The organism is Marinobacter sediminicola, from assembly GCF_031157525.1.
In the GTDB taxonomy this organism is placed as follows: Bacteria; Pseudomonadota; Gammaproteobacteria; order Pseudomonadales; family Oleiphilaceae; genus Marinobacter; species Marinobacter sediminicola.
Window position 1 is genome coordinate 55,994 of sequence record NZ_JAVIXR010000013.1, and the last position, 18,885, is coordinate 74,878.

17 protein-coding genes are annotated in these 18,885 nt (G+C 53.7%); 9 read left to right on the forward strand and 8 right to left on the reverse strand.

From position 1 onward, the window contains the following. Positions 1-17 precede the first annotated feature (17 nt). From RG807_RS15395 to RG807_RS15405, 3 genes are read left to right on the forward strand one after another with little or no spacing between them, the layout of a single operon-like run. Positions 18-503, forward strand: coding sequence for a TRAP transporter small permease (locus tag RG807_RS15395; RefSeq protein WP_309045683.1), 486 nt, complete (start codon positions 18-20; stop codon positions 501-503). After that, positions 500-1,780: a TRAP transporter large permease gene (locus tag RG807_RS15400; RefSeq protein WP_309045684.1), complete on the forward strand. Its 1,281-nt coding sequence runs from the start codon at positions 500-502 to the stop codon at positions 1,778-1,780. Before RG807_RS15395 ends, RG807_RS15400 begins: the two co-directional genes overlap by 4 nt. A gap of 40 nt (positions 1,781-1,820) precedes the next feature. Next, the gene (locus RG807_RS15405; protein WP_309045685.1) at positions 1,821-2,837 is read left to right on the forward strand and encodes a proline racemase family protein; all 1,017 of its coding nucleotides are present in this window, start codon (positions 1,821-1,823) and stop codon (positions 2,835-2,837) included. Positions 2,838-3,296: 459 nt separating this feature from the next. Here the strand turns inward: RG807_RS15405 and gcvA are convergent, their stop codons facing one another. Beyond that, on the reverse strand, positions 3,297-4,256 hold the full coding sequence (gcvA, locus tag RG807_RS15410; RefSeq protein WP_309045686.1) for a transcriptional regulator GcvA: 960 nt from the start codon (positions 4,254-4,256) through the stop codon (positions 3,297-3,299). A gap of 129 nt (positions 4,257-4,385) precedes the next feature. On the opposite strand from gcvA, the gene RG807_RS15415 reads away from it, so the two are divergent. After that, complete coding sequence (locus RG807_RS15415; RefSeq protein ID WP_309045687.1) at positions 4,386-4,565, forward strand: hypothetical protein; 180 nt, start codon at positions 4,386-4,388, stop codon at positions 4,563-4,565. A 62-nt stretch (positions 4,566-4,627) separates the two neighbouring features. On the opposite strand, the gene RG807_RS15420 is transcribed toward RG807_RS15415, so the two are convergent. The 3 genes from RG807_RS15420 to RG807_RS15430 all read right to left on the reverse strand — a co-directional run bounded on the left by RG807_RS15420 (position 4,628) and on the right by RG807_RS15430 (position 8,373). Further along, on the reverse strand, positions 4,628-5,563 hold the full coding sequence (locus RG807_RS15420) for a ketopantoate reductase family protein (protein WP_309045688.1): 936 nt from the start codon (positions 5,561-5,563) through the stop codon (positions 4,628-4,630). A 63-nt stretch (positions 5,564-5,626) separates the two neighbouring features. Further along, complete coding sequence (locus tag RG807_RS15425; protein ID WP_309045689.1) at positions 5,627-6,682, reverse strand: MBL fold metallo-hydrolase; 1,056 nt, start codon at positions 6,680-6,682, stop codon at positions 5,627-5,629. Positions 6,683-6,705: 23 nt separating this feature from the next. Next, complete coding sequence (locus RG807_RS15430; RefSeq protein ID WP_309045690.1) at positions 6,706-8,373, reverse strand: long-chain-fatty-acid--CoA ligase; 1,668 nt, start codon at positions 8,371-8,373, stop codon at positions 6,706-6,708. A gap of 428 nt (positions 8,374-8,801) precedes the next feature. Here RG807_RS15430 and RG807_RS15435 point away from each other — a divergent pair, with 428 nt between their 5' ends. The 5 genes from RG807_RS15435 (at position 8,802) to RG807_RS15455 (ending at position 14,416) form a co-directional block, all read left to right on the forward strand. Further along, positions 8,802-9,491, forward strand: a complete 690-nt coding sequence (locus RG807_RS15435; RefSeq protein ID WP_309045691.1) for a nitroreductase — start codon at positions 8,802-8,804, stop codon at positions 9,489-9,491. Positions 9,492-9,546: 55 nt separating this feature from the next. Then, a complete protein-coding gene (locus tag RG807_RS15440) occupies positions 9,547-10,725 on the forward strand; it encodes an acyl-CoA dehydrogenase family protein (RefSeq protein ID WP_309045692.1) in 1,179 nt (392 codons plus the stop codon). 32 nt (positions 10,726-10,757) lie between these two features. Then, positions 10,758-11,891, forward strand: a complete 1,134-nt coding sequence (locus RG807_RS15445; RefSeq protein WP_309045693.1) for an acyl-CoA dehydrogenase family protein — start codon at positions 10,758-10,760, stop codon at positions 11,889-11,891. Continuing rightward, positions 11,888-13,312, forward strand: coding sequence for a hypothetical protein (locus RG807_RS15450; protein WP_309045694.1), 1,425 nt, complete (start codon positions 11,888-11,890; stop codon positions 13,310-13,312). The genes RG807_RS15445 and RG807_RS15450 overlap by 4 nt, the downstream gene beginning before the upstream one ends. 135 nt (positions 13,313-13,447) lie before the next feature. After that, entirely contained in the window at positions 13,448-14,416 is a 969-nt protein-coding gene (locus RG807_RS15455; RefSeq protein WP_309045695.1) for an NAD(P)H-dependent flavin oxidoreductase, read from the forward strand. A gap of 68 nt (positions 14,417-14,484) precedes the next feature. On the opposite strand, the gene RG807_RS15460 is transcribed toward RG807_RS15455, so the two are convergent. The 4 genes from RG807_RS15460 to RG807_RS15475 all read right to left on the reverse strand — a co-directional run bounded on the left by RG807_RS15460 (position 14,485) and on the right by RG807_RS15475 (position 18,826). After that, complete coding sequence (locus tag RG807_RS15460; RefSeq protein WP_309045696.1) at positions 14,485-15,669, reverse strand: acetyl-CoA C-acyltransferase; 1,185 nt, start codon at positions 15,667-15,669, stop codon at positions 14,485-14,487. A 42-nt stretch (positions 15,670-15,711) separates the two neighbouring features. Beyond that, positions 15,712-16,494, reverse strand: a complete 783-nt coding sequence (locus RG807_RS15465) for an enoyl-CoA hydratase/isomerase family protein (protein ID WP_309045697.1) — start codon at positions 16,492-16,494, stop codon at positions 15,712-15,714. A 28-nt stretch (positions 16,495-16,522) separates the two neighbouring features. After that, positions 16,523-17,596, reverse strand: coding sequence for an acyl-CoA dehydrogenase family protein (locus RG807_RS15470; protein WP_309045698.1), 1,074 nt, complete (start codon positions 17,594-17,596; stop codon positions 16,523-16,525). Positions 17,597-17,662: 66 nt separating this feature from the next. After that, complete coding sequence (locus RG807_RS15475; RefSeq protein ID WP_309045699.1) at positions 17,663-18,826, reverse strand: acyl-CoA dehydrogenase family protein; 1,164 nt, start codon at positions 18,824-18,826, stop codon at positions 17,663-17,665. Between the last annotated feature and the right edge of the window lie 59 nt (positions 18,827-18,885).

Here is an 18,885-nt window from a genome sequence, read left to right on the forward strand (position 1 = left end):
CCCCAGGAAGGTTCACTATGCTCGATCGTTTTTTCGAAGCAGTCGCTGCGCTATTGCTATCAGCCATCACTCTGATAGCCCTGGCCTCGGTTCTGGCGCGCTACGTCCTCAATACGTCACTGGCTTGGAGCAGCGAGGTTCTTATCGGATTGCTGGTCTACGCCACTTTTTTCTGCGGCTACCTGGCACTGAGGCAAGGCGCCCACCTTCGGATCGACGTCCTTGTTGCTCGCCTGTCACGACGGGCGCAATGGGGCATTTTCTTTATCAACCAGTCTTTGATTGGCGTGGTCGCGCTAATCATGGTGATTTGGGGAATAGAACAGGCGATCACCTTTGCCCATCGCACCACATTAATGTTGGAAGCACCGCGGTGGCTCTTTTACGTAGCCATACCCATCGCAGGAGTCGGCATGTTGACTGAAATAATCCGCCAGTGCCTGCTCGCGATTCGAGTCGGCAAGCCACCTTATGAGCTCTTGAACGAGGAAATGTCATCATGATTTTGATAGCTATCCTCCTGGCGCTACTGACGCTAATCGGCCTAGCGATGCCGATCGCGTTTGCGCTGGCACTTGTATCAATTGTCGTACTTGCTTTCTCAGGCGTCGACATGCTGGTTCTTGTTCAGCAACTCTATCGAGGTACTGAGTCCTTTCCGTTGCTAGCCGTGCCAATGTTCATACTGGCAGGTCAGATTATGAATCACAGCGGAATTTCGGCTCGGCTGATCGATCTGGCGAGAGCGTTAGTTGGAGCTTTTCGCGGAGGTCTCGCAGCGGTCAACATTCTGACATCGATGCTGTTTGCTGGCATGAGCGGCACATCGATGTCTGACACTGCAGCTGTTGGCGGCGTAATGATCCCGCAAATGATTAAGCGCGGCTACGCTGCTCCTTTCACCGCGGCCGTCACGGCATCGTCTTCTACTATCGGCATTATTATTCCGCCCAGTGTACCCATGGTTCTGTTAAGCGCTTACATGGGGCTATCCACAGGGGCTCTGTTCGCAGCAGGGCTGGTCGCAGGCGTACTCATGGCGCTGGGCTTGATCGCGACAGCGTGGTGGATTTCGGTCAAACGTAATTACCCAGTCGAAGCCGCCTTTTCAGTCGGTCATTTGGGAAAGACGTTTGTCAGCGCGTTCCCCGCACTGTTGATGCCAATAATAATTTTGGGCGGCATTCTCAGTGGTGTCTTTACTCCAACCGAGGCATCAGCTGTAGCTGTGGCTTACGGCGTGATAGCTGGAATGCTGCTCTATCGATCGCTTTCTGTTCGCTCGCTTTACCGGGCTCTTGTGGAAAGCGCTGTACTGACCGGAGCCGTAATGTTTGTCACTGCTGCTGCCCACACTCTCGGTTATACCTTCACCTACGAAAGCTTAGGGCAGCTGGTTCTGGGACCCATGACTGAGCTCGATATCGGCCCGATTGCGTTTCTCCTGGTGCTAAGCCTGATTCTTATTATCACTGGAACGTTTCTCGACGGTATTGCAATGATGTTCATCGTTGTGCCGCTCTTTCTTCCCAGTGTTCAACTGCTTGGCATCGAGCCGCTGCAGTTCGCGATGGTCGTCATTATCTGCTGGGGTATTGGCCAGCAAACCCCACCCGTTGGCGCTGCGCTATTTATCACTAGCGTGATATCCCGTGTCGACGTCATTCGTATCACCCGGGCCAACCTGCCCTTCATTGCTGTGATGTTTGCCGTATTGCTAGCCGTCATTTTATGGCCTGAAGGCATCGTCATGAGCGTACCCCGCTTGCTTGGACTTTAGTCAGGCCAGCATAAACCTCGATCGATCTTAAGGAATACCCATGAAAAACCAGCAATTTCTTGATGTTATTTATACACATACTGAAGGCGAGCCAACTTGTATCGTTCATAGCGGCATCCCCTATCCGCATGGTGGCGATATCCTGTCCAAGCGCGAATACCTCAAGGCTAACCACGATCACGTGCGTACAAGCCTGATGAGAGAGCCCCGGGGCCACCAACATATGTTTGGTGTTTTCCTGACCCCTCCTTCGGATGCCAACCACGATGCCGGTATGCTCTGGATGGATGGTGAGCAATTTGTTGATATGTGCGGCCACGGCACGATCGCCCTTTCAATGTCGATGGTTGCCCATCGCCTGGCGCCAGCGCCCCAAGCTGACGGCATTACCAAGATTCGTTTCGAGACCACTGCGGGCACTGTTGTGTCAGAAGTTAAGGCCGATGAAGAGCGGGTTCATTGGACAAAGTTTGAAAATGTGCCGGCATTCGTGATGGAGCAGGACATTCCGGTAGAAGTGCCCGGACTGGGCACGTTGAAGGCTGACCTGGTGTTCGGCGGAAACTTTTTTGCAATTATTCGAGTGCCATCAGACATCCAGCCCATTTGCGCTGAAAATGGCAGCTATTTCTCCCAGGCTGGAGAAGCGGTAAAGGCAGAGATTAATCGGCGCATGGAAGTACGCCACCCAACTCACCCACATATTAATGGACTGAATTTTGTTACCTTCTGGCATGAGGGGACACACCCGGATTCTCTCTACCGCAACGTTCACGTTTTCTCCGGCGGAAAACTGGATCGGTCTCCTGGCGGAACTGGAACCAGCGCCATGATGGCAATGTTCCACGCCAGAGGTGAGCTCGAGGTCGGCCGCCCAATTTATTCCGAGGGACTGCTTGGCAGCGGGCGTTTTACCGGCGAGATTCTCGGTGAGACAGAGATTGGCGGCTACAAGGCAATCCGCCCCAGCGTTCAAGGCACTGCCGAACTCGTTGGTTACGGCAAGTGGTTGATCGACGAAACAGACCCTGTGGGCCGTGGTTTCGTTATTCGGTAAATCCAGCCAACCACTGTCGCCAGTATGGTGGCAGTGGTTGTTGTTGGCACAACCTCGCCATGACTCTGGTGTCTCGCACAGCTTCTATCTGGCAACCCAAAACCAGAGCCGGCACACCCCGCACAACCCTCCAATGCTTAGGCAACCATAGGTCATATTCAGGTAACCCAAAATTCTCACTCTGTGCCCAAAATCCAAGTTGTCATGTGGGCTTAACCGCTTTCAGTAGGGCGAGCACATTTCGCCCAAACTCTTTCCCAGCAACGACTCACACCGATTTAAGTCGGTGCCGGCCAGTTGAAACCGTCTGATGGGGTGCCCTCCGAAGGGGGGTCACAGGTTCAAATCCTGTCGGGCGCGCCATATTTTTCAAGGCCTTACGTGAAAGCGTAGGGCCTTTTTATTGGTTGTGCCCAAATGGTGTCCGGCTTCTTAAACCACTTTTTCTCAACGCTAGAATTACTGCCTTTGCCCAGAGCCTGAGGCCGTGCCTGGCACGTTAGCGCTCAGTTCACTCTCCACTCCATAAACATCCGGCGCCTGAATCTCTGCAATCAACCACTCTTTAAACGCCTTCATAGCCGTGGTTAATGGGCGGTGCTTCTGATGAACGAGGTAAAAGGCCTTCCGGGTGTCGAGCGGGATATTAAAGGGCACTACCAAATTCCCGGAACTGATCTCTCTAGAGGTCAATGTAAGATCCGCCAGAGCAACGCCAAGATTTTCTTGCGCAGCGGCAGTGGTCAACTGGCTGCTGGACAACTGAAGGCTGTCTTTCGGCGTAATGTATTCCGAACTGGCCACCTGGAACCAATTCTCCCACTCCCACATGCGGGTGCTGACGTAAATCAATGTGTGGTTTCGCAAATCGCCCGGGTCCCGCAAAGGATGCTTACCCTCAAGTAACTTGGGGCTGCACACGGGTACGAGCATTACTTTCTGCAGGAAATGGACTTCTATATCGTCCCACTCGCCATTGCCGTAGTAGACCGCCATATCCGTGCTCGACTGATTAAAGTCGAGCAAACCAACAGAGGCACTTATCCGTAGTTCAATATCCGGAAACATCTCTCTGAAACGCGACATACGGGGCATTAACCAGCGCGTCAGGAAGTTGGGTGCGACGCTGATCTGGACCACATTCGTTTCTTTGCTGGCCGTCAGCCTGTGTGTCGCCACCTCAATTTCGTTCAGCGCATGCTTCACAGACACCAGGTACTGTTTTCCAGATGGCGTTAGCTCAACCGTGCGCTTGCTTCGGCTGAACAGTTTTATCCCCAAATACTCCTCAAGAGTCTTTATCTGGTGACTCACTGCGGATGCAGTGACAAACAATTCCTTTCCGGCGGCCGCAAAGCTGCCGTTTCTGGCGGATGCCTCAAACGTCCTAAGGGCGTTTAAGGGGGGGAGTTGCCTCATAGGGCTTACTACCTATCATGAGTTTTTCTCAGCAGTCTCGTTAGAAACGATCGCTTTCCCAAATTTTTAGACCTAAGTAGCATATTCCCCATAGCACTTATATGGTGAAAACCAAGGAGATTATCCTTTATGAATACTCAAGCATCACGCGTTCCCAGCATTACCGAAATCAATCAGGCTGTAGAACTGGCCAAAAATGAGCGCAGCAAATACATTGCGGAAAAAACCAGCGCGCTGTCTGCCAAGCTGAGCACATTCATTCGCTCTACAATTCAATCTGTAGCGGGCAAAGCTTCTCCAAGCCACTGACACGCTTAGCCGCTTCAATCCGACAAGGGACTGATTGAAAGCGAGTTGCCATGCCAGCGCCCCTAGTCTCGCCCTTCGAGCGCGGCGCGCATTTTCAAAGTGACTAGCACCGTATTCAGGTGTGGCACCGCAATACCATGGCGCCTGGCTATGGCCACCACGCTACCGAGCACAGCGTCCCGTTCAATCGGGCGACCGTTCAGGTAATCCAGCGCCATGCTGTTCTTGTACGCGGGCATTTTACGGGTGCTCTCGATATTCTTGTCGATCAGCGACTCGTCCATGGGGTAGCCATCCGCCGCCGCTACCTCCATCACCTCGCGCATCATTGCCCGCATTAGCTCCTCGCCTCCTTCTGTGTCCACCAAAGTTCGCGTATCCGCGCCATTGGCGATGACCGACAGGGGATTAAACGGAGTATTCCAGAGGCATTTCCGCCAACGCTCGCCCACTACGTGCTCGGTCAACTCGACGTTAATCCCGCCCTCCCGAAACAGTTCAGCAAGCATCTGGCAGTCCTCATCAATGCCTTGCGGGTAACGCCCAAATACCAGCTTCCCAAAGGCCTTATGCTCGACTATTCCGGAATCCACCCGGCTCACCGCCACAAATGCCAGGCAACTTATGAGTGGGTTCTCCGGGTAGGCATCCACCAACTCTTGCTCAATATCCAGCCCGTTTTCAATCAGCACTAAGCGGGTATTGTCACCCATCCAGGGTGCAATCATCGCAGCCCTGTCCACACCGGGAAGCACTTTCACACAGAGAATCAGGAAGTCGGGATATGCGTCTGGTATGTCGCCATGGCGACAAATGCGATCTGGCGCGAAGGACAGGTCACCAAGCGGGCTTTCGATTCGAATGCCATGCTCTTTAACTGCCTCATAATCTGAACGCAGCACAACGCTCACAGCGCATCCAGCTTTCTTGAGAATGGCACCGTAGAAGCTACCAATCGCTCCGGCGCCAACAATCAGCATGCTTGGCTTTTTACTCATACTATTTCACCATTTCACAGCGGAGCTTGAAGTAGACCGAGGTTTACCATACAAACAAAAGCCTTACACTCCCTGATACCACCGCACCCCGTCTGCATCAACTGAACGAGTGATTTCACCAAGCTCATACAGATAGTTCAAACATGCGACGGCTTCTCCGGTCGCAAGATTAAGAATCAGAAGATTGTCTTCAGCTATGGGCCTTGAAAACAGCACTTCGAATAGGTCGTAGGCGCGTTTCGGGGACTCCTGGAGTGCTTCCAGCAAGGCAGTAAACACTTGGGTCTGTGAGCCAATCAGTTCATCGATGCGGGCGTGCAACCCGATAAAGCACTCCTGGTGGGCGGGCAACACCATTACGTCATCCGGTATTTCCGCTTTCAGTTTTTTCAGTGAACCAAGCCAATCCGCCATGGGGTTAGCGAAAGGGTCCATTGGAGTAACGGACACATTTGAAGAAATTCGCGGCAGCACCTGATCGCCGGAGATAAGCAGTTTTAGCTCCTCGGAGTAGAAGCAGGCATGCTCGGGAGAGTGGCCATTACCGACGACGACTTTCCAATCGGTGCCGCCGATTGAGTGATGCTGGCCTTCAGCCAACCGGCGATACGAAAACGGTGGTTGAAAGACTCTTTTCCGGTAGGAGCCATATCCCCGGGCATAGGTTCCGATCACTTTCTCGGGCCAGCCTGCACTGCGATTAAACGCATCAACTTCCGGGGGCACACCGTCTTCATTGATCTGGCTATATACGATACGACATGTCATGTATTCCAGCTGGGTCATCCAGAACTGCTCGGCGCCTTCACGTACCAGCCAGCCCGCCATGCCCACGTGATCCGGATGGAAGTGCGTTGCATACACGGTCCGGACAGGCGCATCGTCAGGCAAGCTGCTCATCAGTTGTTGCCACGTATTCACTGCCTCTTGGGTGTACATCCCGGTATCAATAACTGCGTAGCCGTCATCATTTCTCAGAAGCCAGATATTAATGTGATCCAACCCGCCGGGCAGAGGCATACGACTCCAAAAAACATTGGGCGCGACTTCTCGCAACTCCCCAATCTCAGGGGCGCGTTCCAATGGATAGGCTATTCTGCCAGCCGTGATTATGCTCAATACAGAGTCCTCTATAACGGTATTCAGTGATTTGCGCGCGCCTGATCCTGCAGCTTGCGCCACAGCACCTTTCCAGCTGCTGATTTGGGCAGCTCATCAAGAAACTCAACGTGCGTAGGCACTTTGTACGTGGCCATGCTCTGTTTGCACCAGTCAATAATATCCTCTTCCGTAACCGCTGTGCTGGCTCCGGGCTTCAATACGATCAAAACCTTGGCCGTTTCCCCGCGTTTTTCGTCCGGTACGCTGATCACGCACGCCTCCTGAATGTCAGGGTGGCCATACATGATGCTTTCGACTTCAGCAGGCCAAACCTTGTATCCGGACGCATTGATCATGCGTTTGAGGCGGTCGACCATAAAGAAATAGCCTTCTTCATCCAGGTAAGCGAGATCACCAGTGCGTAGATAGCGTTTGCCATCACGGTGGATAAAAGCGTCTGCGTTCGCCTCGGGCTTTTGCCAATACTCAAGCATCACTTGAGGGCCGTTAAGGATGATTTCGCCAGTTTCCCCTTGGGGCAATTCCTCAAGCGTGGCAGGATCAATGATGCGGGCATCCACGTTGAACGTCGCGATACCCAGGCATTGCCGCTTTCCTCGCTCCACTGGGTTACCAAGCACAAAGCCTGCGGTTTCGGTTAGCCCGAATGCCTCGTTGTAAGTGAGCCCATACTCTTCGTTGAGCCTTCGGGATACGGCTTCTGGCATCGCCGCCCCACCGCCCATCAAACGATGAAGGCTCGAAATATCGTGATGAGCCAGTGCCGGGTTGGCAAAGAATTCAACAAACATCGCCGGAGTTCCTGACCAGCTAGTCACCCGGTATCGCTCAATGAATTCCAGCGCCATTTGTCGATCCCAGCGCTGCATGACAACTACCGTTGAACCACAAAAAATGGGCGTATTCATTCCGGCCTGCATGCCCAACACATGGAACAACGGGGCTATAGCCAACACGGTGGTTGCCGGGCTGTTGCCACGCCAGGCAGAAGTACCTGCAACAGCGGCCATAATCGTGCGATGGTTATGGAGACAGCCTTTCGGGTTGCCGGTTGTTCCTGATGTATAAGCCGTCAGGCACACATCGTTATGAGTGCCGGTATAGGGCAAAGGCTGGCGTCCCAAGCTGAGCGCATCGTCCCAACCCACAACATTCTCACGGGCAGGAATGTTTCGAGGCTCGGTTAAGTTACCCGGTAGACGCGTCGCTTTCTCCTTACTCAATTCGCCCAAATAGTCTGAGTAGGTATGAATGATCACTCGGTCCAGACAGCCTGATTCCAGCACTGTCGCCGCATTCTTGTAGAGTTCCTGGGCCGCCAGGAGTGTCCGCGCGCCACTGTCAGAAACACAATACTCGAGCTCCCCCGCCAGGTTCATGGGGTTGACGGGTACAACCACGCCTTGGGCACGCAAAATGCCATAGTATGCAACCACAAACTGGGGGCTGTTCTGGGAGTAGAGTGCTACCCGATCGCCTGGTTCTACATTGCATTCAGCTTGCAAATAGCCTGCTAGTGCCTCTGCCTGTTGAAGCAATTCGGCGTAGCTGAGCACTGAGTCGTAGAAAACCACCGCGGACTTGTCCGGGTAACGGCGTGCGGATACTTCCAGGTTATCGAAAAGGGTCGTCTCGGGAATGTCTAAAATACGGGGAAGACCTTGGGGCCAATATGTCTTGTAGCTCATTGCGTCGTATTCCTAAAAGTCAGCAGCACAACCAGCACGTTGTTCAATGTCGTTTAGAACTAATTGGCAAACAGCACTCCATGGGCGCATTGATTGGTTTTCCACCAATGCCTTTAAAACCTGCCATACAAGTTATTAGCTGGGCAACCGGAAAAATAACCGGCCGCTTGTTTTTACTGGCCAAAACCTCGGTTTCTTTTACTGAATAAAAATTTAAGTACTTTTAATTCATCACCTTATAGTTCGCATGCAACATAACCCTGAACGAGATATACAATATGAACATAAGCTCTATCTAAATTGTGCTTTTCTCACCTTGCAACCAACTTGCTATGGTTTTTACTCAAAACATAAAAACTGACCAGCACCAGCCGAGCACAAGCACTCCAAACGAACTCTATATCTTCGGCTTTTTTTCGGAGCCTCAAATGAATAAAGCGAGCAATCCGTCTATGTCCCTGGCGGACGCAATCAACCATCGGCGCTCCGTGCGGGGCTTTCTGCCCAAAGCGGTACCGGCAGAGACGATGACGGCGATATTCGAACTGGCACAAATGGCGCCATCCAATTGCAACACGCAACCCTGGCATGTGGTTGTTGCCTCTGGAGAACTACGCGACAACCTGCGCGACCAGTTCGTTGAGAGGGCCAAATCCGGCGTGCCTTCCGCACCGGATTTCAACTACGTTTCCAGGTTTGAAGGCGCTTATCGCGGCCGGCAGGTTGAGTGCGCCGCCGCGCTGTACGGCGAAATGGCAATTGCCCGGGACGATAAGGTCGGGCGCAATCGCGCTGCCCTGCGCAACTTTGAACTTTTTGATGCGCCACACGTAGCCTTTTTATGCATGGATCGTTCTTTTGGCGCCACCATTGCTGTGGATGTGGGCATTTACGCCCAAACCCTGATGCTGGCCATGACAGCCCATGGCGTGAGTTCCTGTGCTATGGGTAGCCTGCGCTCACACCCGGATCTTGTTCGCGACGCGTTCGATCTGGATGACACTATGGGCGTATTGTTTGGTGTGTGTTTTGGCTACGAGGATCCGGAGGTCCCGGCCAACAACACCCGCACCAGCCGGGTTCCACTCAGTGAGGCGGTGACGTTCAAAGATCACTGACACTGTGTTTCCCATGAATTTTTAAACTGCAGTCATGCAACCGGGGGTCTAAGCAATGGATATCTCATTTTCTGACGAAGAAGTGGCGTTTCGCGATCAGGTTCGGGACTTTTTCAAGCAGGCCCCTGTAGCGGAAGTCACCGCACTGATAGCGCAGCCAGACACCTACAAAGAAGGAACGGTTCGGTGGCAGAAGCACCTGTTTGCCCAGGGCTGGATCGCCCCCACCTGGCCGATTGAGCACGGCGGTGCCGGCTGGACGCCCACCCAGATGCACATTTTTGAAACTGAACGAGTGGCTGCCAGTGCGCCTGATGTTCTGCCCTTCGGCTTGAAAATGGTCGGGCCGGTTATCTACACCTATGGCACCGAGCAGCAAAAGCAACGGTTCCTGCCACGCATTCTTGCGTCTGATGACTGGTGGTGCCAGGGCTATTCCGAGCCGGGTGCCGGCTCCGATTTGGCGTCTCTGAAAACCCGCGCTGAGCTGGACGGTGACCACTACGTTGTTAACGGATCCAAAACCTGGACCACCGGCGCGCACCATGCCGACTGGATCTTCTGTCTGGTCCGCACCAGCACCGAAGGTCGCCCCCAGCAAGGTATTTCTTTTTTACTGATCGATATGACGAGCCCGGGAGTCACCGTACGCCCTATTCCCACGATCAACGGCGAACACTCACTCAACGAAGTGTTTTTCGACAATGTTCGGGTGCCCGTGGAAAACCGTATCGGTGACGAAAACAAAGGCTGGACCTACGCCAAATCCTTGCTGGCTCATGAACGAACGGTTATCGCCAGGGTTGCCGATTCAAAACGTCGTCTTGAGAAGCTCAGGCAGTATGCACTCAAGGAAACAGAAGGCGGCCAAGTGATGGCACAGGACCCGGTTTTCAGATCCCGTTTTAGCGACATCGAAGCGGAATTGATGGCGCTGGAATACACAGGGCTGCGGGTACTGGCGGCCCAGGCCAGTGGTCAGGGGCCGGGAGCGGAGTCTTCATTACTGAAGATCAAAGGCACGGAGGTTCAACAGGCCATCCACGAGCTGACCATTGATCTGGCTGGTCCTTACGGCGGCATCATCAATGACAGCCTCACCTCTGGCGACATTGGTCACGAATTCGGGGACCAGGCCCGGAAAGATTACATGTATGGTCGGGCCACCACTATTTACGGTGGTTCCAATGAAATCCAGAAAAACATCACTGCCAAGCACGTACTTGGCCTGTAACCGGACTGATCTAACGCTGAGGAGTCATATCCGTGCACTTTAATCTTTCTGAAGAACAGGCAATGCTGCAAGCAAGTACTGCCCGTTTCATTGATCAGCAGTATTCATTTGAAGTCCGCGAAAAAGACGTAAGGCTGCCCGAAGGATTTAACCGCGACACCTGGGCGACATTTGCGGAGCTTGGTTGGCTATCCGTGCCTATTTCCGAAGCCGGTGGTGGATTCGGCGGAAACGCAGCAGACACCATGGTACTAATGGAAGAGCTGGGCAAAGGCCTGGTGGCATCGCCTTATATTCCAACGGTTATGCTATTCGGCAGCCTGGTTGATATTGGTGCGCCAGAAGCATTGAAACACAGCCTGCTGGAGCCCCTGATTGCCGGGCAACTGCAAGGCGCCTTCGCCTATCAGGAGCGCCAAAGCCGTTACAACCTTGCAGATATCAAAACTGCGGCCACCCGTGAGGGTGAAGGCTATGTGCTCAATGGTGAAAAGGCGCTGGTAATGAATGGCGCTGCAGCAGACCGGCTAGTGGTAGCAGCACGCACCAGTGGGGAACAGTTCGACACCGCAGGCATCAGCTTGTTTGTGATTGATGCCAATGCCACCGGTGTACATAAGACAGCTTACCGGCTTATGGATGGGCAACTGGCTGCCAACATCCGGTTTGAAAACCTGAGCGTGACAAGCGACCAGTTGCTTGGCGATGAAGGTGACGGTTACAGCCTGATTGAAAAGGTCGTCAACAGTACGGTTCTTGCCTTGTGCGCCGAGGCGCTGGGCATTATGAACAAGCTCACTGACATCACACAGGAATACACCAAAGCCCGCAAACAGTTCGGCGCGCCTATTTCATCATTCCAGGTATTGCAGCATCGCATGGTGGATATGTTCATGGCCTGCGAGCAGAGCCGCTCCTTACTCTACAGGACCGTTTGCTCGGTAGGGACCAGCGATGCCGATCGCAGCCTGCACGCCTTGAAGTACATGATTGGCCGCAATGGCCGAATGGTCGGAAACGAGGCCATTCAGCTGCACGGCGGCATGGGCATTACAGATGAGCTGGAGGTTGGCCATTACGTAAAACGTTTAATGGTAATCAACACCCTGTTCGGTGATGCAGACCATCACCAACAGAAGCTTGCCCAAATATCCTTACCCACGTGAGTGCAACCACGGCCACCATAGAGAAACAAAGCGGCGCTCTATGGCATCTTAACCTCTCAGCCTTGTGCTTGATGGCGGTTTCCCTGAGCGCCGTGGTTGTTGAATTCGGCGCCTCGCAATGGGCCAGCCTCTTGGCAGGCGTGTCTATTCTGTTGTTTCTGACACTTCAGTGGCGCCAGATACACCGGACGTTCCAGTTTTTTGTGATTGTCGCGATCGGGCTTGGGCTTACGCTCTGGTTCAATTATGACATCACCTGGCCCGAGCTGGCGGCAGCCATAGACCGGGGCGCCTTCTTCACATTTTTCCTGACATCCCTTGCCGTACTCAGAGAAGCCGCGGGCAGTTCACCCCTGGTGCGCCGGTGCGGCACGATTATGGTTAACCAGCCACCTGGGCGGCGCTACCTGCTGATGTCCTTCGGCTCCCACTTGTTCAGCGTTATGCTCAATGTGGGCGCACTGAACGTGCTTGGCACCATGGTGAAACGCGCCATTCATTATGGTGATACCGATGAGCAGAAGCGCGTTGCCGGCATCCGCAGCCGGCGAATGCTGACAGCGGTGCTCAGAGGTTTCAGCAGTATTCCATTGTGGTCACCCACCTCCGTTACCATGCTTCTGGTGCTGTCTGCCATTCCCAGCCTGCAGTGGGAGCACTACGCACCGGTGGGGCTTCTTCTGGCCGCCGTATTTATCCTGTGGGGGGCCGTTCTTGACCGGATTTCCTACCCGCAGCGAAAGGTGACTCCGGGAGCCAATCACCGGCTGTACTATTTGCTTCCTCTGGTTCTGTTGGTTGCGCTGATACCTGCCACCGCCATTGCCGTATCGGTTCTCACCGGCCTGCAAATGTTTTCAGCTCTGCTGATGTGCGTGCCCTTTATTGGCGTAATCTGGATCAGCTTCCAATACCGGCGCTCAAATGCGCGCCTGACTGCGGCTCTCGTTGCCCGGCGAGTCACCCGGTCATTTCCGGTAACTTTCACCAACCAGCGCAATGAAGTCGCCCTGTTTGCATCCTCCGGTTTTATTGGCGTGATTCTTATTCCGTTGATTGATCCCGCCTGGATAAATAACTGGATAGAACAGGCCAATATTGGCGATGCCTGGCTGATGATCATAATATCCCTGACCATTCTCCTGTCATCGTTGCTTGCCATTAATCCGATCATTACTGTCACACTTATTCTGGGCATTTTGCAGCAACTGCCAGATCTTTCCATACCGCCTACCGTTCAGGTAGTCGTCATATCCCTCACTTGGGCAGTATTTGCCGGCTTATCGCCCTTCACTGCAGCTTTGCGCTTTATTTCAAATTTTTCCGATGTCACCCCTGCCGTTTTTGGCATCGTATGGAACGGCGTATTTAACCTGACTGTACTAATTGCTCTGTACGCAGCACTTCTTATTTTCCTTTAGATTGTCAAAACAACATTACAAATAAAGCCCATACCGAAAAAGCCTACGACATAGACAATAACGATAATAGCCAGCTACTTATTATTTGGTAGATTGTAATCTGCCAATAAAAAGCAAGACAGGAGAGGAAGCTCAATGAGCCTACCAAAAATAATTAAAGACAATATGACCATACCGGTTATAGGGTCACCTTTGTTTATCATTTCCAACCCCAAGCTGGTGGTGGAACAGTGTAAAGCCGGTATTGTTGGCTCATTCCCTGCCTTGAATGCCCGACCAGCCGAAAAACTCGATGAGTGGCTAACCACCATCAAGCAGGAATTGGCTGACTATAAAGCGCAGAATCCGGATGCCAAAGTAGCGCCCTTTGCCGTGAACCAGATCGTTCACCCCTCCAACGACCGTCTTGAGCATGATATGGCCGTTTGCGTAAAGCATAAGGTGCCTATCATCATCACCAGCCTTCATGCCCCCACTGAGGTTGTGAAGGCAGCACACAGCTACGGCGGTCTGGTTTTCCACGACGTCACCAACGTAAAACATGCCAAGAAGGCACTTAGCGTAGGCGTTGACGGCCTGATTCTGGTGGCTGCAGGCGCCGGTGGGCACGCCGGAACAACTAACCCTTTTGCCTTGCTGACCGAGATTCGTCAATTTTACGATGGCACGGTTATTCTGGCGGGCTCGATCACCCGTGGAAATCATGTTCTCAGCGCAGAAGTTATGGGGGCAGATCTGGCTTACATGGGTACACGCTTTATAGCGACTCACGAAGCTAACGCAGATGACGCCTATAAACAGATGGTTGTGGACTCGACTGCATCCGATGTTATCTACTCAAACCTGTTCACCGGCGTGCATGGCAACTACCTGCGCGGCAGTATTGAAAACGTGGGGCTCGACCCGGACAACCTGGTTGAATCCGACAAGAGCAAAATGAAGGTTGGCTCCAAGGGAAGTGCCAAGGGCAAAGCATGGCGAGACGTGTGGGGCGCGGGACAAGGCGTGGGCAATATTACTGCCATCACCTCCGCTGCAGAGGTGATTTCACAACTGCGGGATGAATACGCAGAAGCTCGGAACAAACTGACGGCCGCCTCTTAACGCGGCTACGGATGCCGCGGTTCGGTTTCCCGAATCGCGGCACTCTCTTCTGGCTATTTAAGCCTGAGTTACACTACCTCAAACAGACCAGCCGCGCCCTGCCCTCCACCAATACACATAGTGACAACCACCAGTTTGGCACCGCGACGCTTGCCTTCCAGCAGCGCATGCCCGGTCAGGCGTGATCCGGAAACACCGAACGGGTGACCAATGGCGATGGCGCCACCGTTCACGTTCAGCTTCTCCATGGGAATGCCCAGACGATCACGGCAATACACAACCTGCGAAGCAAAGGCTTCGTTAAGTTCCCACAGGTCGATATCGTCCATGGTCAGGCCGTTACGCTCCAGCAACCGGGGAATCGCAAACACCGGGCCTATGCCCATTTCATCTGCCTCACAACCCGCCACCGCAAATCCGCGGAAGATGCCGATAGGCTCAATGTTGTTCTTTTCCGCGTACTGGCTGTTCATAACCGTACACACCGAAGCACCGTCCGACAGCTGGCTCGCATTACCTGCGGTAATAAACTGGTCAGGACCACGCACCGGCTCCAATGAGGCCAGGCCTTCTGCGGTGGTATCGGGGCGGTTGCACTCGTCACGATCCACCGTGACCTGCTTTTCGCTCATTTCGCCCGTCGCCTTGTCTTTCACCAGCATGGTGGTTTCCATGGGCACGATTTCATCATCGAACAGGCCGTTCTTCTGGGCGGCCGCAGCGCGCTGCTGGCTGATCAGAGAGTATTCATCCTGCGATTCACGGCTTACACCGTAGCGCTGAGCCACAATATCAGCAGTTTCGATCATCGCCATGTACAGGTCAGGCTTGTGTTTCATCAGCCATTCGTTGGTAGCGCGGTATTTGTTGAGCTTGTCGTTAATGACCAAACTGATCGATTCAACACCGCCTGCCACCATAGCGGGCACTTTTTCCGAAATAACGCGCTGCGATGCCAGAGCGATGGATTGCAGGCCAGAACTGCAGAAACGGTTAATGGACAGACCCGCAGTTGTCACCGGCAAACCGGCCCGAATTGCCGCTTGCCGAGCCATGTTTTTGCCCTGCGCTCCTTCGTGGTAGGCTGCGCCGAGGATGACATCCTCAACCACGCCCGGGTCGATACCGGCGCGCTGCACAGCATGCTCGATAACATGTGCGGCCATATCAAGGCTGTGAGTGTTGTTGAAAGAACCACGATATGATTTAGCCAAGCCAGTACGGGCTGTGGATACGATAACTGCATCTGCCATTACAAAATCCTCTTGTTGTAACGTTAATAACCGCAAATTCGGCTAAGCACGTTTGAACTTACCCAGTCGGCGCTCACCTACTGCACGAGCACCTTCAAGGTGGTCTTCGGTTTTCGCCAGCCATACCTGCTCGGCAAACTCGTGTTTTACCCGTTCCCTGAGCTCTTCAATCAGCCCAACTCGTGAAGTAGCACGAGTTGATTCCACGGCCAGAGGCGCACATTCGGCAATTTCTGCAGCCAGTGCGATGGCGTCATCACGCACAGCCGCAGCACTGGACAACTGGTCTGCCAGACCCCATTCGTATGCCTGCTCACCGTTTATTCGCCGGCCTGTCAGCAGCATCAAATTAGCTTTTTGTGCACCTATAATTCGCGGCAGCACAGAGCTGATGCCAAACCCCGGGTGGATTCCCAGCCGTACAAAGTTCGCAGCAAACCTGGCTTCCGGCGCAACAACACGGAAGTCCGGAACCAACGCCAGGCCAAGCCCGCCGCCAACAGCCGCACCGTGAATAGCACCGACGACGGGTTTTTTACAACCGAACAGGCGGATGGCGTTCTGATAGAGCCGGATAGCACTGTCCGGAGAATCCGGATCAAATAATGCCTTGCCTGATGAGGAAAAATCGGCGCCAGCGCAAAATGCCTTGCCTTGCGCAGCAAGCACAATGGCGCGGCAGCGGTCATCCTGTCCCAGCTCATCAAAACAATCGGCAATCTGCTGAATCAGCGAGTTATCAAAGAAGTTAAGGGGAGGCCGCTGTATCTCGACCACAGCGACATGGCCGTGCCACTCAACATCAATATCGTTGTAGGTTGTCATTGTGTATCTCCGTTGATATGCCCACTCTTCAATAGGCTCGTGCAATAGAGGCCCAGGCACCGCCTTCGTCGGTCAGGCTGACTTTGCTAGCTACATGCTGCCCCAGCCACTGGTTCCAATAGAACTCGGAGCCAAATTCCTCACGCCAGCACCACATTCGGCGACTGTACTGCTGCAGCGGGTATTCATGGCTAAAGCCCATGGCGCCATGGGCCTGGTGTGCCAGTTGTGCGACCTTGCCAGCAGCCTCGGCAGCTACAGACTTTGCTGTGGCAATGGCCATTAGCGCATCATCAAACTCGCAGTCAGGCTGGGATACTGTTCGGGCCGCTTGCTCAACAGCCGCGTTGGCCAGAGCACTCTCACCCGCTATATCCGCCACACTGTGCTGAATGGCCTGAAACCGTGACAAGGCCCGGCCAAACTGATTCCGTTCCTGCACGTAATTTACAGTGAGCGTCACAATATGCTCCAAGGCGCCAGCAATCTGATGAGCCCGGGTAAGCGCGGCCATGCCCCGTGCCAACTCGATTGCCCCCCCGCTGTGAACCGTTCCGGAGGCAAGAGGCACCGCACCCTTAAACGCAACGGTGCTTCGGGGCTCCCCCGCCAGGCTCCGCTGTTCGCTGATCTCGCAGGCATCAACGTTAACCAATGCAATCGTTAACTGCCCTGATTGCAGGCAGGGCACAGCCAGTTGCGACACCTGAGAGGCAAACGCTACCCCTTCAACAACGCCGTGTAGCTCTCCATTATTCAGCTCAGGTAGCGCATCCAGTGCTAGCGCAAAACCATTGCTCTGTTCGCCGCTTGCCAGCCCTGCCTGAGCCAGCAACCAGTTGGCCACCAGGGATTCCGCCAATGGCACGGGTAATGCGTAACGGGCAGCACGCCTTATGAGCGAGAATCCCAGCCCCATAGAGCCACCCACGCCACCTTCAGCCTCGGGCACCCAGACGAGCAACAACCCGGCTTCTTTCAGCGCTCCCCATAGTTCGGTTGGGTAGTGCCCACTATCGGCGGCATTGACCACGTCAGCGCTGCAGTGGTCTGCAAAAATGCGCTCTGCGGTATCCAGAATTAACTGATCAGACTGTTCCATCGGATGCCTCTTTTATTGTCAGCTACTATTCATTCACGACCTGCGTGGTGCGCCTTATAAAACACCTCAACGCAGCCCGAGACCGCGTGCAATAATGCCCTTCAGAATTTCGTTGGTACCGCCACGAAGTGTGAACGACGGTTGCCGAAGCAGGCTTTCCGACAATAGATTCTGAAAGTCATCACCGCTGTTCTGCGACATAAAGATTGGCCAGAACTCCCGTAACTTTTCGACTATTTCCTGCTCAAACCGGGTTCCCAGGTCTTTCACAATTGCAGCTTCTACCTCCGGCGATTGTCCATTTTGCAGCAGCGTTGCAATCCCCAGAGACATGCTGCGTAACGCACGAATCCGGGCAACCAGACGGCCCAGAACCGCTTTTTGGTGTGAGTTTTCCGGCATTGCAGCCATTTCGGAGAACGCCCTTTCCAACGCAACAAACGTACTCAAAAAGCGCTCAGGGCCAGACCGCTCCATAGCCAACTCCCCAGTGATCTGCTTCCAGCCATCACCAACGGCACCCAGCACCGCATCGTCCGGTACAAAAACATTTTCAAAATTGGTTTCGTTGAAATGCTCGACGCCGCTCATATCCCGGATGCCGCGAATGCTGACTCCCGGAGAATCCAGTCTCACCAAAAACTGGGTGAGCCCGGCATGGCGGTGGTTTTCGTCTACCTTGCTGGTTCGTGCCAATACCGTCATGTATTCGCAAACCTGCGCTCCTGACGACCAGAGTTTGGTTCCGGTAATTTGCCACCCTCCTTCGGTGGGTAATGCCCGTGTTCTGACCGCTGCAAGATCGGAGCCCGCGCCTGGCTCACTTAGCCCGAGCGCAAAGTAGCATGTGCCTGCCGCAATACGTGGCAAGATGCCTTCCTTCATGGCTTTGGTGCCGGATTGCAGGATAAGCGGGCCGCTCTGGCGGTCAGCAATCCAGTGCGCATGCACAGGCGCGCCTGCCACCAGCAACTCTTCAGTGATGACGTAACGATGAAGAGCTGTTAGTTCCTGCCCGCCATATTCTTTTGGCCAGGTGACACCAATCCAGCCTTTTTGCCCCAGCCTGCGAGTAAAGTCCGTATCAATGCCTGCACACCAGCAGTCAGCTCCCGGGTGGAAGGTACCTTTGCGCCGCTCATCGGCAAGAAATTGGCGCACGTCCATCCGGAGCGTTTCAACACTCGGATCAACTATAGGTGCAGGAAAATTAAAGTTGATGTTCTGCATAACGAACCACTCCTAAAACAATCTCTGGAGGATCTGACGCTATAAATAAAAAAGGGTTT